This is a genomic window from Cupriavidus gilardii (assembly GCF_017598945.1).
Lineage (GTDB): Bacteria > Pseudomonadota > Gammaproteobacteria > Burkholderiales > Burkholderiaceae > Cupriavidus > Cupriavidus gilardii_E.
Genome location: NZ_JAGFTW010000035.1, coordinates 1 through 15,562, shown reverse-complemented (window position 1 = coordinate 15,562; position 15,562 = coordinate 1). Strand labels below are relative to the sequence as shown.

The window sequence follows — 15,562 nt, the reverse complement described above, 5'->3', positions numbered from 1 at the left end:
GCCGCAGGCCGACCGACACGAAGCGCGTCTCGCGCGGCTGGTTGAGCTGCGTGCCTCAGGTCATGTCGATCTGAACCCGCTGCGGCACGATCCAGACCCGCGCGCCGAGCTGGATCCACGGCCGGTCGCCGCTCTCGCCGAAGCTCTCGGCGATCATGGCCCAGCGCTCGCTGATCATCGCCTCGCTGGCCACGCCCCAGGTCATGCGGGTCTGCCGTTCGGCGCGATCGTGGGTGGCGCCGACGTTCGCATGCAGCAGCAGACGGTCGTCGCGCATCGACACCGTCAGCGGCAGATTGAGGTAGAGGCCGCCCGGGGTCCTGCGCGGCGCAGCCTTCGGGTATTCCGTCATGCCGACCGTCAACGCGACGCCGTAGCCGTTGGTCTCGACCGGCTTGAGCACGGTCTTGCCCTGGAACTGCAGGTCGGTGATGGCGTTGCCCGGGCCGTCTCCGTAGCGCTGCACCGAGCCGCCGAGCGTCCATTCGAAGTTGCCGGTGAAGTTGCAGCCGGGCATGGCCCAGCGCTCGGTGCCGTCGCGATTGAAACGCAGCCACGATTCGAGCTGGCACGACTGCGGATCGACGATGCGCGCGTCATCGGTGACAAGAGGCCGCGCCGCCCATGCCGGCGGCGTCAGGCAGAGCAGCAGCATGGCGGCGAAAAACGGACGGAACAGCGAAGGGCGGAGGGCGATGATCGGCAGCATGTTGGGCTCGCAATGGCGCGCCCGAAGTCTAACGCGCACCCATGACAAGGTGTCGCATCGCGCCGGGCCGGCCAGTCGGCGCACCGAAGCGGTGTGGGATTTATCTGACAGTGGCATCGGTGGCCACCGTCTGCCGATGCCGCGCGCTCGCCCGCACAATCGAGCTACCTCTCGCCCGTACAAGGAGCTTTCGATGCGTACCCTTACCCTGTCGTTCGCGCTGGCCACGCTGCTCGCCACCGCGGGCTGCGCCGACATGACCCCCAAGCAGCGCAACACCGCCATCGGTGCGGGTGTGGGCGGCGTCGCCGGCGCGACCATCATTGGCGGACCGGGCGCCACGCTGGGCGGCGCCGCGTTGGGCGGTGTGGTCGGCAATGTGTTGACCGACGACAGGAAGAAGTAAGGACCGCGAAGGCGCTGGCACCAAGGCACGACGCCCCGGCCGATGGCCGGGGCGTCGTCTTTTTTGCCTGGCGTTGTTGCGCCTGCCGGCTGCCGATCAGGCCGGCTCGCTTCCCGAGGCTTGATTGGCGACCACACGGTCCGGCACCGGGAACACGATGTCGTACGCCCAGTTGTAGACGAAGGCGTAGACCACATAGAAGCCGGCCACCGCGAGGTCCATCAGCAGCGCGTCGAGCAGGCTGATCTTCAGATACCACGCGACGCCCGGCAGAAATACCGTCAGCAGGCCCAGCTCGAACAACAGCGCATGGGCTACGCGCACGCGCGGCGATTTGCGTACCGAGCCGGTCAGACGGACCATGGCCTTGTCGAACAGCAGGTTGTAGACGTAGTTCCAGATCGCGGCGACCAGCGAGGCCACCGCGGCGATGACGCCCATCTGGTGCAGCGCGTAGCCGAACACGAGGCTGCCCAGCGGGGCGAAGATCAGCAGGCCGATCACTTCGAAGCCGACCGTATGACGGATTCTGTCGAGCGTACTGCGCATTGTGCTGCTCCCTGAAAGACAATGGCGCCCAGTCTATCGGGTAGAGCACCAGATACAAGTTGGGAAGTATCGTCTATTCAGATGGATGGCCGTGACTGTGGCACCATGGGGCTTTTCTGCCCACCACGCCACGGATCGCCATGAGCCTGTCCCTCGAACAACTGCAAGCCTTCGTCGCCGCGGCCGAGACCGGCTCGTTTTCGGCCGCGGCGCGGCGCCTGGGCAAGGCGCAGTCGGTGGTCAGCACCGCCGTCTCCAATCTCGAAATCGATCTGGACAACGCGTTGTTCGACCGCAGCGGACGCTATCCGGCGCTGACCCCCGCGGGCGAGCGGCTGCTGGTCGAGGCGCGCGTGATTCTCGAGCGCTGCGAGCATTTCCGCGGCGTCGCCAAGAGCCTGGGCGAGGGTGTCGAGAGCCGGCTGGTGCTGGCGGTCGACGAGCTGTATCCCGAGGAAACGCTGGGCGTGCTGCTGGAGGAGTTCTCCCACCGGTTTCCCGCGGTCGAGCTGGAGCTGTTGTTCCCGGTGATGGAGGACGTCAGCCGGCTGGTGCTGGAGGGGGGCGCGGATCTGGGCCTGATGTGGCGGCAGGAGGTGCTGCCCCCCGCGCTGGCCTTCCGCGGGCTGGGCTGGGTGCCGATGCAGATCATCTGCGCGCCCGACCACCCGTTGGCGGCGCAGCAGCGGGTCGGCTGGGAAGAACTGAAGCGCCATCGCCAGCTGATGGTGGCGGTGCGCAGCGACAGCGAAGAGAAGATGCGCCTGCGCGTGGCCGCCGAGGTCTGGTGGGTCGAGAGCCACTGGGTCATCGTCGAGCTGGTCAAGCGCGAACTGGGCTGGGCCTTCGTGCCGTGGCATGTCGCGGCCAACTCGCCGGCGGCCGCGCAGCTGGTCTCGCCCGAGCTGGACTTCGACGATCAGGACTGGCCGGTGGCGATGGAGCTGGTCTGGCACAAGCAGCGCCCGCTGGGCAAAGCCGGTGCATGGCTGCAGGAGCGGGTCAGCCACCAGCCGCTGCCGCAGCCGGCGCCGCGGCGGCGTGGAGGCGGTTGATGTGCGGGTATCTGCGGGCACCGCTTGCCCTCTCCCCCAACCCCTCTCCCGCAGGGCGGGAGAGGGGAGCGCGATATCGCTGCAGTCCTCGATAGTGCGCGCAGCAGTGCGTGAGATTAGCGCTGGTGGTGGCTTGTTGCGCCGCTTGCCCTCTCCCCCAACCCCTCTCCCGCAGGGCGGGAGAGGGGAGCGCGATATCGCTGCAGTCGCCGATAGCGCTCGCAGATACGACGGACTTTCTCACCTCTCCCGCTCGCGGGAGAGGGGCGGGGGAGAGGGCATCGGGCGCCCCGCATCCCGCCGATGCGCGATCGTGCCTCAGCGCGACACCGCCGCCCCGTCCCCCGCCTCCTTCGCCACCGTCGTCTCCGGTCCCTGCCAGCCGCCGCCCAACGCCTTGATCAACACCACGCTCGCACTCAATTGCCGGCCGGCGATCGACAGCGCCGTGCGCTCGGCGGTATAGGCCGCGGTCTGCGCCGTCAGCACGTCCAGCAGGCCGGCGGTGCCGGCGCGATAGCGGTTGTTGACCAGCGACAGCGCTTCGCGCGCGGAGCGCAGCGCCTCGTTCTGTACCACCGCTTCCTGTTCGAGCAGGCGCGCCGCGGCGAGGTTGTCTTCGACCTCCTGGAACGCCGTCAACACCGTCTGCCGGTAGTTGGCCACGGTCTGGTCGTAGACCGCGATGGCCTGTTCCTTGGCGGCGCCGCGCGCGCCGAAGTCGAGCAGTGTCATGGCCAGTTCGGGGCCGAACGACCAGATGCGGTTCGGCAGCGACAGCCAGCGCTCGAGGGAACTCGAGGTGAAGCCGCCCGCGGCGGACAGGCTCAGCGTCGGGTAATACGCGGCCTGCGCCACGCCGATCTGCGCATTGGCGGCCGCGACGCGGCGCTCGGCCGCGCTGATGTCCGGACGGCGCTCCAGCAGTTGCGACGGCACCGCGACCGGCACGCGCGGCACCGTCTCGGTGAAGTCGATCGGTGCCAGCGAGAACGATGCGGGCGGCTGCCCGGTCAGCACCGCAATCGCATGCTCGTACTGCGCGCGCTCGATCTGGATGTCGATCAGTTGCGCCTGTGCGCTCTTGAGCTGCGTCTCGGACTGCAGCACGTCGGAACGCTGCGCGATGCCGGCCTGGTACTGGTTGCGCACCAGCTGCAGCGACTTCTCGTAGTCGGCGACGGTCCGCTGCAGCAGGGCCTGTTGGGCATCGGTGACGCGCAGCAGGAAATAGGTCTGCGCCAGCGTGGCCTGCGTCGACAGCAGCGTCGAAGCGAGGTCCGCTTCGCTGGCCTGCGCGCTGGCCTCGCTGCTCTCGACCTGGCGCCGCACGCGGCCCCACAGATCGACTTCCCAGCTGGCTGACAGCGTCGCGGTCTGTCCGCTGGTGATATTGCCGTTGCCGCTGCGCGAGCGGTCCACGCTGGCCTGCGCGCCGACCACCGGGAAGTAGCCCGCGCGCGCCGCGCGCAGGATCGCGGTGGCCTGCCGGTATTGCGCCTCGGCGGCGGCGATGGTCTGGTTGGAAATCTTCACCTGAGCCATCAGCGCGTCCAGCTGCGGATCGCCGAACACGGCCCACCAGTTGCCGCGCTGGCTCGCGTCGCCGGGCTCGGCCGGCTTCCATTGGCCCCATTCGGCCGGCGCTTCCTTGAAGGCCGGTGTCACCGGCGCATCGGGCCGCTGGTAGTCGGGGCCGACCGCGCAGGCGCCAAGCAGCAGCGCGCACGCCATCACGATGCAGCGGGGCAGGGAGGAGGGGCGGGTCATCGCTTCTCTGGTCATCATCACGAATCGAATCCGGCAGGCGTGGGCTCGGCCGGCGTATCGTCACCGCGGCCGCCGCTGTTGCGACGTGCGTTGCGACGGTTCCGCCAGGCCTGCCACTTCAGGCGCCAGCGGTCCAGCGTCAGGTAGACCACCGGCGTGGTGTAGAGGGTCAGCAGCTGGCTGACCAGCAGGCCGCCGACGATCGAGATGCCGAGCGGCGCGCGCAGCTCGGCGCCGTCGCCGCGGCCGAGCGCCAGCGGCACCGCGCCGAGCAGCGCCGCCATCGTCGTCATCAGGATCGGGCGGAAACGCAGCAGGCAGGCGCGATAGATCGCCTCGCGCGGCGTCAGACCTTCGCGCCGTTCGGCATCGATGGCGAAGTCGATCATCATGATCGCGTTCTTCTTGACGATACCGATCAGCAGGATCACGCCGATCAGCGCGATCACGCTGAACTCGGTGCCCGAGGCCAGCAGCGCCAGCAGCGCGCCCACGCCGGCCGACGGCAGCGTCGACAGGATCGTCAGCGGGTGTACATAGCTTTCGTACAGGATGCCCAGCACGATGTAGATCGTGATCAACGCGGCCAGGATCAGGATCGGCTGGCTGCGCAGCGACTCCTGGAAGGCGCTGGCGGTACCGGCGAAATTCGCCTGCAGCGATTCGGGCGCGCCGATCCGCGCCATCTCGTGCTGGATGCGCTCGGTTGCCTGCGACAGCGACACCCCTTCGGCGAGGTTGAACGAGATCGTCGACGCGGCGAACTGGCCCTGATGGTTGACCCCCAGCGGCGTATTGGTGGGCACCACGCGCGCGAACGCCGACAGCGGCACACGGTTGCCGGCGCCGGTCACCACATAGATGTCCTTCAGCGCGTTCGGTCCCTGCAGGTACTCCTGGCTCAGCTCCATCACCACGCGATACTGGTTCAGCGGATGGTAGATCGTCGACACCAGCCGCTGCCCGAAGGCGTCGTTCAGCAGCGAATCGACCTGCTGCATCGTGACGCCGAGCCGCGATGCGGTGTCGCGATCGACGATCACCGAGGTCTGCAGCCCCTTGTCGTTGGTATCGGTGTCGATGTCCTCGAGCTCCTTCAGATTCGACAGCGCATTGCGAACCTTCGGCTCCCACGCGCGCAACACCTCGAGGTCATCCGAGCGCAGCGTGAACTGGTATTGCGAACTGCTCTGCCGTCCGCCGATGCGGATGTCCTGCACCGGCACCAGGAACAGGCTCGCGCCGGGCTCCCTGGCGAGCTTGCCGCGCAGCCGCGCGATGACTTCGTTGGCCGTCTCGGTGCGCTCCGTCAGCGGCTTGAGCGTGACGAACATCTGGCCGGTATTGCGCTGCGAGCCGCCGGTAAAGCCGGTCACGTTGACCACCGCGGGGTCGGACTGCACGATGCGGATGAAGCTGTCGAGCTTCTGCCGCATCGCCTGGAACGAGGTGGCCTGATCGGCGCGGATGAAGCCGATCAGCCGGCCGGTGTCCTGCTGCGGGAAGAAGCCTTTCGGCACGATCACATAGAGCCAGACGTTCAGGCCGATGGTCACCAGCAGCACCAGCCAGACCAGCCGGCTGTGCCGCAGCGCGACCGACAGCGTGCGGGCATAGCGCTCGTTCATCCAGGTGAACACGCGCTCGCTGGCGCGATACCAGCGGCCGCGCGGGCGCTGTTGCTCCGGAGAGCGCAGCAGCCGCGCGCACATCATCGGTGTGGTCGTCAGCGACACTACCAGCGACACCAGGATGGCCACCGACAGCGTGATCGCGAACTCCTGGAACAGCCGCCCGATGATGCCGCCCATCAGCAGCAGCGGGATGAACACCGCGATCAGCGACAGGCTCATCGAGATCACCGTGAAGCCGACCTCGCGCGCGCCGCGCAGCGCCGCCTGCACCGGCCGCATGCCGGCCTCCAGATGGCGCGAGATGTTCTCCAGCACCACGATCGCATCGTCGACCACGAAGCCGGTGGCGATCGTCAGCGCCATCAGCGACAGATTGTTCAGCGAGAAACCGGCCAGATACATCACGGTGAAGGTGCCGATCAGCGACACCGGCACCGCGACGCTGGGGATCAGCGTGGCCCGCACATTGCGCAGGAACAGGAACACCACCATGATCACCAGCGCCACCGAGATGATCAGCGTGTGTTCGACCTCGCGCAGCGACGCGCGGATGGTCGGCGTGCGGTCCATCATCACGTCCATCGAGATCGCGGCCGGGATCATCTGGCGCAGCGTCGGGAGCATCTCGTTGACGCGGTCGACCGTCTCGATGATGTTGGCGCCGGGCGAGCGGTTCAGCACCAGCAGCACCGACGGCTCGCCGTTGGCCGAGCCGGCGTTGCGCACGTCCTGCACCGAGTCCGTCACGGTGGCGACGTCGGACAGCCGCACGGGCACCGCGAAGGAATTCGGCCCGGTGGTGGCCGCGTTGCTGCCGGCGGCATTGTTGACCGTGGTGGTGGTCGTGCCGCCCGCAGTGACCGTGGTGGTCGTCACGCCGTTGACGGTGGTGGTGCGCACCGTGCCGCCCGAGGTCGCGCTCGACGTGCTGGCGATCAGCGCGCCGGCGGTGGTCGTCGAATAGCTGCCCGGCGTCGCATAGCGGATGATCAGCGGCATATAGTCTTCCGCCTTCATCGCCTGGTCGTTGGCGTAGATCTGCCACGCCTTGGTGTCGTTCTCGACCACGCCGAGCGGCCGGTTCGCGTTGGTCGCGCTGATCGCGTTGCGCACGTCGGACAGCGCGATGCCGTACTTGTTCAGCGCCGTGGGATTGAGCGAGACCCGCACCGCCGGCAGCGAGGCGCCGCCGATCGTGACCTGGCCCACGCCCTCGATCTGCGACAGCTTCTGCGCCAGGATGGTCGAGGCGGCGTCGTACAGCTGGCCCCGCGTCATCGTCGGCGAGGTCAGCGCGATGATCATGATCGGCGCGTCCGACGGGTTGACCTTGCGATAGGTCGGGTTGCCCGGCAGGCTGCTCGGCAGCGTCGCGCGCGAGGCGTTGATCGCCGCCTGCACGTCGCGCGCGGCGCCGTCGATGTCGCGCGACAGGTCGAACTGCAGCACGATCCGCGTCGAACCGAGCGAGCTGCTCGAGGTGATCTCGTTGACGCCGGCGATCGAGCCGAGCGCGCGCTCCAGCGGCGTCGCCACGGTCGCGGCCATCGTCTCGGGGCTCGCGCCAGGCAGCGACGCCGACACCGAGATGGTCGGATAGTCGACCTGCGGCAGCGGCGACACCGGCAGCATCCGCAGCGCGGCGAGGCCCGCCAGCAGGATGCCCAGCGTCAGCAGCGCGGTCGCGACCGGCCGGTGGATGAAGATGGCCGACAGGTTCATGGCGCCCTCGGCGTGTCGACGGGCGGGGGCGCGCCCGGGGTGCCCCCCGGATTGCCGCCCGGGCCCAGATCCGCATCGAGGTCGGCATCGGGATCGCCGAAGCGCCGGCGGCGCCAGCCCTTGAGCCGGCCGGCGACCCGATCGAACGCCAGATAGATCACCGGCGTGGTGAACAGCGTCAGCACCTGGCTGACCAGCAGGCCGCCCACCATCGTGATGCCCAGCGGCCGGCGCAGTTCGGAGCCGATGCCGGTGCCGAGCATCATCGGCAGCGCGGCCAGCAGCGCGGCCATCGTCGTCATCAGGATCGGCCGGAAGCGCAGCAGGCAGGCCTCGAAGATCGCGTCGCGCGGCGCCAGCCCGCGTTCGCGCTCGGCCTCCAGCGCGAAGTCGATCATCATGATCGCGTTCTTCTTGACGATGCCGATCAGCAGGATGATGCCGATGATCGCGATGATGCCCAGGTCATGGCCGGCCAGCAGCAGCGCCAGCAGCGCGCCGACGCCGGCAGACGGCAGCGTCGACAGGATCGTCACCGGATGGATGGTGCTCTCGTACAGCACGCCCAGCACGATGTACATCGTCACCACGGCGGCCAGGATCAGCCACAGCGTGTTCGACAGCGACGCGCTGAAGGCCAGCGCCGCGCCCTGGAAGGTGGTCTGCATCGAAATCGGCAGGCCGATCTCCTGTTCGACCTGCTTGATCTTGTCGACCGCGTGGCCGAGCGACGCGCCCTGCGCCAGGTTGAACGAGATCGTCGCGGCCGGGAACTGGCCCTGGTGGTTGATCACCAGCGGCCCGGTGCGCTCGCTGATGCGGGCGAACGCGCCCAGCGGCACCTGTCCGCCGGACGAGGAGGGCAGGCGCAGCTCGGCCACCGCCTGCGGGTTGTCGCGGAATTCCGGCATCGCCTCCAGCACCACGCGGTACTGGCTCGACTGCGTGAAGATGGTCGACACCAGCCGCTGGCCGTAGGCGCTGTACAGCGCGCTGTCGATCACCGCGGTGGTGATGCCGAAGCGCGCGGCCGCATCGCGGTCGATGTCGACGTAGACGCGCAGGCCGTTGTTCTGCTGGTCGGTGGCGACGTCGCGGAATTCGGGTTCTTCCTTCAGCCGTTCGACCAGCTTCGGCACCCAGGTGGCCAGCGTCTGCGGATCGGGATCTTCCACCGTGAACTGGTACTGCGTGCGCGAGACGCGGTCCTCGATGGTCAGGTCCTGCACCGGCTGCATATACAGCGAGACGCCGCCCATCTCCTCGACCGCGGCCTGCAGCCGCTCGGTGACGGTGGCGATGTCGTCGCGCTCGCCCTTGGGCTTCAGGTTGATCAGCATGCGGCCGGCGTTCATCGTGGTGTTGGTGCCGTCGACGCCGATGAAGGCGGACACGCTCTGCACCGCCGGGTCCTTCAGCACCACCTCGGAGACCGCGCGCTGCTTCTGCGCCATCGCCTGGAACGAGATGCTCTGCGAGGCCTCGGTGACGCCCTGGATCACGCCGGTATCCTGCACCGGAAAGAAGCCCTTGGGAATCGCCAGGTACAGCACCACGGTCAGCGCCAGCGTGCCGATCGCGACCAGCAGCGTCGCGCGCTGCCGCCCCAGCACCCAGTTCAACGCGTGGCCGTAGCGCTCGATCACGCGATCGAAGAAGGCGCCGGTGGCGCGATGAAAGCGCGGCAGCTTGTCCTCGGGCACATGGCGCAGCATGCGCGCGCACATCATCGGCGTCAGCGTCAGCGACACCACCGCCGAGATCAGGATCGACACCGCCAGCGTGACCGCGAACTCGCGGAACAGCCGGCCCACCACGTCGCCCATGAACAGGAGCGGGATCAGCACTGCCACCAGCGAGAAGGTCAGCGAGATGATGGTGAAGCCGATCTGCTTCGAGCCCTTGAGCGCCGCCGCCATCGGCGATTCGCCCTTTTCGATGTAGCGCATGATGTTCTCGATCATCACGATGGCGTCGTCGACGACGAAGCCGGTCGCGATGGTCAGCGCCATCAGCGTCAGGTTGTTGATCGAGAAGCCGGCCAGGTACATCACGCCGAAGGTGCCGACCAGCGACAGCGGCACCGCCACGCCCGGGATCACCGTCGCCGGCACGTTGCGCAGGAAGAGGAAGATCACCATCACCACCAGCGCGATCGCCAGCAGCAGTTCGATTTCGACGTCGTGCACCGAGGCGCGGATGGTGGTGGTGCGGTCGGTCAGCACCTCGGCCTTGACCGAGGCCGGCAGCGAGGCCTGCAGCTGCGGCAGCATGGTCTTGATGCGATCGACCACCGCGATCACGTTGGCGCCGGGCTGGCGCTGGATATTGACGACGATGGCCGGCTTGCCGTTGGCCCAGGCCGCGAGGCGCGAATTCTCAGGGCCGTCGACGATGGTCGCCACGTCGGTGATGCGGATCGGCGCGCCGTTCTGGTAGCCGATGATGATCTGGCGGTATTCGTCGGCGGAGCGCAGCTGATCGTTGGCGTCGATGGTCGAGGCGCGCGCCGGGCCGTCGAAGCTGCCCTTGGCGCCGTTGACGTTGGCCGCGCCGATCGCGGTGCGCAGGTCGTCGATCGACATGCCGAGCGCCGCCAGCGCGGTCGGATTGGCCTGGATGCGCACGGCCGGGCGCTGGCCGCCGCTGATGGTCACCAGGCCCACGCCCTGGATCTGCGAGATCTTCTGCGCGACGCGCGTGTCGACCAGATCCTGCAGCTTGGGCAGCGGCAGCGTGTCCGAGGTCATCGCCAGCGTCAGGATCGGCGCGTCGGCGGGGTTGACCTTGCTGTAGACCGGCGGCATCGGCAGGTCGCCCGGCAGCAGGTTGCTGCCGGCGTTGATCGCGGCCTGCACTTCCTGTTCGGCGACGTCGAGCGGCAGCGTCAGGTCGAACTGCAGCGTGATCACCGACGCGCCGCCGGACGAGGACGACGACATCTGCTTCAGACCCGGCATCTGGCCGAACTGGCGCTCCAGCGGCGCGGTCACCGCCGAGGTCATCACGTCGGGGCTCGCGCCCGGATACAGCGTGGTCACCTGGATGGTCGGGTAGTCGACCTCGGGCAGCGCCGACAGCGGCAGCATCCGGTAGGCGACCAGCCCGGACAGCAGGATCGCGAGCATCAGCAGCGCGGTGGCGACCGGCCGCTCGATGAAGATACGTGACGGGTTCATGCGGCGTCCTCGTTGCGGCGCGGGCTCATTGGCGCGGTGCCGGCGCGGCGGCGGCCGAGGCCGGTCCGGTTGCCGCCACCGGTGCCGATGCCGCTGCCGGCGCGCTGGCGCCAGCAGCCTCGGGGCCCGACGCGCCGCCCGCGCGCATCCGGCCGCCACGCGCGCGCGGCTCGCTGGCCGGTGCCACTGCCGCGGCGCGCGCCGCCGGGTCGACGGTCTGGACCGTCATGCCTTCGCGCAAGCGGTCGGCGCCGTCGACCACGACGCGCTGGCCAGGCCGCACGCCGCGCAGCACCGCGGTCTGCTCGCCGTCGCTGGGGCCGAGCGCGACGGTCTGCACCTTGACCTTGTTGTCCTGGTCGACCACATAGACGAAGGTGCCCTGCTGACCGCGTTGAACGGCCGCGACCGGCACCACGGTGGCGCCGGCCAGCGTATCGACGCGCATCCGCACATTGACGAACTGGTTCGGGAACAGCATGCCGTCGTCGTTGCGGAACACCGCCTTGAGCCGCACGGTGCCGGTGGTGGTATCGATCTGGTTGTCGGTGGTCAGCAGCGTGCCGTCGGCCAGCTTGTTGCGCGCCTGCCGGTCCCAGGCCTGCACCGGCAGCGTCTGGCCGGCGTTCAGCTGCCGAAGCACGCTCGGCAGGTTGTCTTCCGGAATCGAGAACAGCACGGCGATCGGCTGGATCTGCGTGATCAGCGCGATGCCGTTGGCATCGGAGGTGCTGACGATATTGCCCGGGTCCACCTGGCGCAGGCCGATGCGGCCCGAGGTCGGCGCCTTGATGCGGGTGTAGCTCAGCTGCAGCCGGGCGTTGTCGACGTTGGCCTGGTCGGTCTTGACCACGCCCTCGTACTGGCGCACCAGCGCGTCCTGCGTGTCGACCTGCTGCTTGGCGATCGAATCCTGCGCCAGCAGCGTGCGATAGCGCTGCTGGTCGATGCGCGCGTTCTGCAGCAGCGCCTGGTCGCGCGCCAGCTGGCCCAGCGCCTGATCGAGCGCGGCCTGGAACGGACGCGGATCGATCTCGGCCAGCAGATCGCCGGCCTTGACCATCTGGCCTTCCTTGAACAGCACGCGCAGCAGCGGGCCGGAGACCTGCGCGCGCACCGTGACGTTGGCGACCGGGGTCACATTGCCCAGGCCATTGAGCACCACGTCCATATCGCGCTGGGCCACCGGGCTGACCACCACCGGCGCGGCCGGGCCCGCCATGCCGCGGCCAGGGCCGCCCGGTCCGCCGGGCCCGCCGGGGATCCGGCCGCCGGGGCCCGGCTGGCCTGCCTGGCCGGCATCGGATGCACCGCGCTGGCTGTACCAGTACCAGCCGCCGCCGGCCAGCAGCAGCACCAGCAGGCCGGCAATCCACACGCCGCGGCGGCCCCGCGCGGGGGCGCCGTCGGCGGGCGGGACGGGTCCGGTGCCGCGCGGATGGCCGCGGTACGGATCGGGATCCCGGTCGGAAGCGGGCCGGCCGGCGCTCGCCTCGGTGGAGGCATCGATCGGATGATCCTCGCCGTGGGTCTTGGGTTTGGCGGGCTGATGGGAGTCGGGATTGGCCATTAACTGGGTCCTGATGCGGGTCCTGAAGCGGGTCCTGGAGCGCCCCCACCGGGGTGCGCGGCCTTGCTTGTCGATGGAAAGACGCAGAAGTATGCCGCAACGGTCAGGGCCTTCCGCGGATGCGGAGCGGGGCCCACCTGCGGCGACGTGGCAAGGATACGGCGTGAGGGAGGGCAGACCTATGTCGGTAAGGAAGGGCTTTATTACAGATAATTACCAGCGCGCCCGGTGTAACTTGCCGAAACAACATTGCGGCGGCGCGGCGGGCGTGCCTGATTATCATCCGGCTATGCGACCCAATCAGCCCACCCAGATCCTGGTCGTCGACGACGACCCCGACTTGCGCGACCTGCTGCGCGAGTACCTGACCCAGCAAGGCTTTGCCGTTTCGGTGCTGCACGACGGCGACGGCCTGCAGGCCCGCCTCGAACGGGAGCGCCCGGCCCTGATCGTGCTGGACCTGATGATGCCCAAGGTCGATGGCCTGACCGCGCTGCGCAAGCTGCGTGCGCGCAACGACGATATCCCGGTGATCCTGCTGACCGCGCGCAGCGACGAGATCGACCGCATCGTCGGCCTCGAGATCGGCGCCGACGACTATCTGGGCAAGCCGTTCTCGCCGCGCGAGCTGCTGGCCCGTATCAACGCGGTACTGCGCCGCAAGCTGGCGCGCCCGGCGGCGGCCCCCGAGGACCGCGACAGCGCGACCTTCGGCCCCTTCAAGGTCGACTTCCGCCAGCGCACGCTGGTGCGATCGGGGCAGACGCTACCGATCAGCGACACCGAATTCGCGCTGCTGAAGCTGCTGCTGATGCATCCGCTCGAAGTGCTGTCGCGCGAGCGCATCGTCGAGCTGATGTACGGCGCGGCCAGCGGCGTCAGCGACCGCGGCATCGACGTGCAGATCTGGCGCCTGCGCCGGCTGCTCGACGAGGACGCGCAGCGGCCGCGCTATATCCAGACCGTGCGCGGGCGCGGCTATACCTTCGTGCCGGATGAAGCCGCGCAGGCCGACCTGGACGTCTCATGAAGCTGCGCATCGACACCCTGTTCGGCCGCATGGCGCTGCTGATTGCCGCGGTGCTGGTGATCAGCCATTTCTCGTGGCTGGCGATCCTGCGCATGGACCGCCGCGAGCAGCGCATGGAATATTCGGTGGAGCAGATGCTGTTCCAGCTCGACAGCATCCAGCGCGCGCTCGACGCCAGGCCGCCGGCGAAGCTGCCCAGCCTGGTCGAGGTCGCCGGCGAGGCCAGCGCCGAGGAACATTCGCGCGCGCCCACCGACCGCTCGCGCCGGCTGGTCGAACGCTTCTCCAGCCGGCTGCCGCCCGGCACCGAGGTGCGCATCGAGGACGAGGACACGCCGCGCATCTGGATCAAGCTGCCGACGCGCCAGGACTGGATCGCGATGCCGATCCTGTGGGTCCATAACCCGCCGCTGGACAACCGGCTGATTCCGGGCGCGATGCTGGTGGTCAGCGTGGCCATCGTGTTCGCGCTGCTGGTCGCCTGGCAGATCCAGCGCCCAGTACGCGAGATGGCCAATGCCGCCGGCCAGCTGTCGCGCCAGCAGCCGGTGACCCCGCTGCGCGAGCGCGGCCCGCTGGAGCTGCGGCAGCTGATCGAACGCTTCAACAGGATGGTGGCGGACCTGGCGCGCATCGATCAGGAGCGCAACACGATGCTGGCCGGCATCGCGCACGACCTGAAGACGCCGCTGGCGCGGCTGCGGCTGCGGGCCGAGATGCTGGCCGATCCGAAGGCGGCGGCGGGCGTCACGCGCGATGTGGATTCGATGTCGGCGATCGTCGAGCAGTTTCTCGCTTTCGCGCAGAGCGCCGAGCCGACCGCGCGCCCGGTGCCGGTCGATCGCCGCATGGCCGAGCTGGCGGCGTCGCTCGCCGAGCAGGAGCGCCCGGTGGACCTGTCGCTGGAGGCCGGCGAGGGCTTCCGGATGATCGCCACGCAGCTCGATCGCATCATCGGCAATCTGGTCGACAACGCGTACCACTACGGCGCGCCGCCGGTCAGCATCCGCACCGCGCGGGTGGCCGATGGCTGGCAGCTGGTGGTCGAGGATGCGGGCAGCGGCATTCCGGAAGATGCCTTCGACAAGGTCACGCTGCCATTCGTGCGGCTGGACCCGGCGCGCGGCGGCAATGCGCACTCGGGCCTGGGGCTGGCGATCGTCGACCGGCTGGTGCGCCAGTCCGGCGGCCGCCTGATCCTCGGCAATCGGCCCGAGGGCGGCCTGCGCGTCGAGATGGTGTTTCCGTTTGCGCAGCTGGCCAAGGCGGCCTGAGCTACCTGTTGAAGCCGCGGCTTACTGCTGCGGCTTTTTCTTTTCTCCGATCCGGCTTTCCTGTCCCGACAGCAGCTTGGCGATGTTCTGGCGATGGCGCACGATCAGCAGCGCGCTGATCGCCAGGATTGCCACGGCGACCACGTTGGTGCCGAACATCAGGATGTAGAAGAACGGCGCGAAGATCGCCGATACCAGCGCGGCCAGCGACGAGTAGCGGAAGAAGAAGGCGATGATCAGCCAGGTCGCCAGCGTGCCCAGACCCAGCCACGGATGGATCGCGAACAGGATGCCCGCGGCGGTCGCCACGCCCTTGCCGCCCGCGAAGCGGTGGAACACCGGGAACAGATGGCCGAGGAACACCGCCACCGCGACCAGCGCGATGCCGGTCTGGTCGACGCCGTACTGCGGCCCGAAACGCTGCGCCAGCCAGACCGCCAGCCAGCCCTTGAGCCCGTCGCCCAGCAGCGTCAGCAGCGCCGCCTTCTTGTTGCCGGTGCGCAGCACGTTGGTGGCGCCCGGATTGCCCGAGCCGTAGGAATGCGGGTCGGGCAGCCCCATCGTCTTGCTGACCACGACAGCGAAGGAGATCGAACCGATCAGATAGGCGAGCAGGGCAAAGACGAGATTGGCCATGGGCGGGGTCAAGAAAGCAGGGGAAAGG

Annotated in this window: 11 protein-coding genes; 4 read left to right on the top strand and 7 right to left on the bottom strand. The window is 68.8% G+C overall.

Annotated elements, in window-relative coordinates; all coding sequences use genetic code 11:
- Positions 1-55: 55 nt before the first annotated feature.
- Positions 56-709, bottom strand: coding sequence for a hypothetical protein (locus tag J5T34_RS11675; protein WP_208579890.1), 654 nt, complete (start codon positions 707-709; stop codon positions 56-58).
- A gap of 193 nt (positions 710-902) precedes the next feature.
- Here J5T34_RS11675 and J5T34_RS11670 point away from each other — a divergent pair, with 193 nt between their 5' ends.
- Positions 903-1,115, top strand: coding sequence for a glycine zipper 2TM domain-containing protein (locus J5T34_RS11670; protein WP_174104372.1), 213 nt, complete (start codon positions 903-905; stop codon positions 1,113-1,115).
- A 96-nt stretch (positions 1,116-1,211) separates the two neighbouring features.
- Here J5T34_RS11670 and J5T34_RS11665 read toward each other — a convergent pair whose 3' ends face one another.
- Positions 1,212-1,664, bottom strand: coding sequence for a PACE efflux transporter (locus J5T34_RS11665; RefSeq protein WP_208579889.1), 453 nt, complete (start codon positions 1,662-1,664; stop codon positions 1,212-1,214).
- A 140-nt stretch (positions 1,665-1,804) separates the two neighbouring features.
- Here J5T34_RS11665 and J5T34_RS11660 point away from each other — a divergent pair, with 140 nt between their 5' ends.
- A complete protein-coding gene (locus J5T34_RS11660) occupies positions 1,805-2,719 on the top strand; it encodes a LysR family transcriptional regulator (protein WP_174104370.1) in 915 nt (304 codons plus the stop codon).
- Positions 2,720-3,037: 318 nt separating this feature from the next.
- Here the strand turns inward: J5T34_RS11660 and J5T34_RS11655 are convergent, their stop codons facing one another.
- From J5T34_RS11655 to J5T34_RS11640, 4 genes are read right to left on the bottom strand one after another with little or no spacing between them, the layout of a single operon-like run.
- Positions 3,038-4,504 carry an efflux transporter outer membrane subunit gene (locus J5T34_RS11655; RefSeq protein WP_432207662.1) on the bottom strand — a complete coding sequence of 489 codons (1,467 nt, stop codon included), beginning with the start codon at positions 4,502-4,504 and terminating at the stop codon, positions 3,038-3,040.
- 2 nt (positions 4,505-4,506) lie between these two features.
- The gene (locus J5T34_RS11650) at positions 4,507-7,845 is read right to left on the bottom strand and encodes an efflux RND transporter permease subunit (RefSeq protein ID WP_208579887.1); all 3,339 of its coding nucleotides are present in this window, start codon (positions 7,843-7,845) and stop codon (positions 4,507-4,509) included.
- Positions 7,842-11,024, bottom strand: a complete 3,183-nt coding sequence (locus tag J5T34_RS11645) for an MdtB/MuxB family multidrug efflux RND transporter permease subunit (RefSeq protein ID WP_208579886.1) — start codon at positions 11,022-11,024, stop codon at positions 7,842-7,844. Before J5T34_RS11645 ends, J5T34_RS11650 begins: the two co-directional genes overlap by 4 nt.
- Before the next feature lie 25 nt (positions 11,025-11,049).
- Positions 11,050-12,594 (bottom strand): MdtA/MuxA family multidrug efflux RND transporter periplasmic adaptor subunit, encoded by a 1,545-nt coding sequence (locus J5T34_RS11640; RefSeq protein WP_208579885.1) that lies wholly within the window; start codon positions 12,592-12,594, stop codon positions 11,050-11,052.
- Between the two features lie 289 nt (positions 12,595-12,883).
- Between J5T34_RS11640 and J5T34_RS11635 the strand changes: the two genes are divergently transcribed.
- Positions 12,884-13,624, top strand: a complete 741-nt coding sequence (locus tag J5T34_RS11635; protein WP_208579884.1) for a response regulator — start codon at positions 12,884-12,886, stop codon at positions 13,622-13,624.
- Positions 13,621-14,898: an ATP-binding protein gene (locus J5T34_RS11630; protein WP_208579883.1), complete on the top strand. Its 1,278-nt coding sequence runs from the start codon at positions 13,621-13,623 to the stop codon at positions 14,896-14,898. The genes J5T34_RS11635 and J5T34_RS11630 overlap by 4 nt, the downstream gene beginning before the upstream one ends.
- A gap of 21 nt (positions 14,899-14,919) precedes the next feature.
- Here J5T34_RS11630 and plsY read toward each other — a convergent pair whose 3' ends face one another.
- Positions 14,920-15,534, bottom strand: a complete 615-nt coding sequence (gene plsY, locus J5T34_RS11625) for a glycerol-3-phosphate 1-O-acyltransferase PlsY (protein WP_208579882.1) — start codon at positions 15,532-15,534, stop codon at positions 14,920-14,922.
- Between the last annotated feature and the right edge of the window lie 28 nt (positions 15,535-15,562).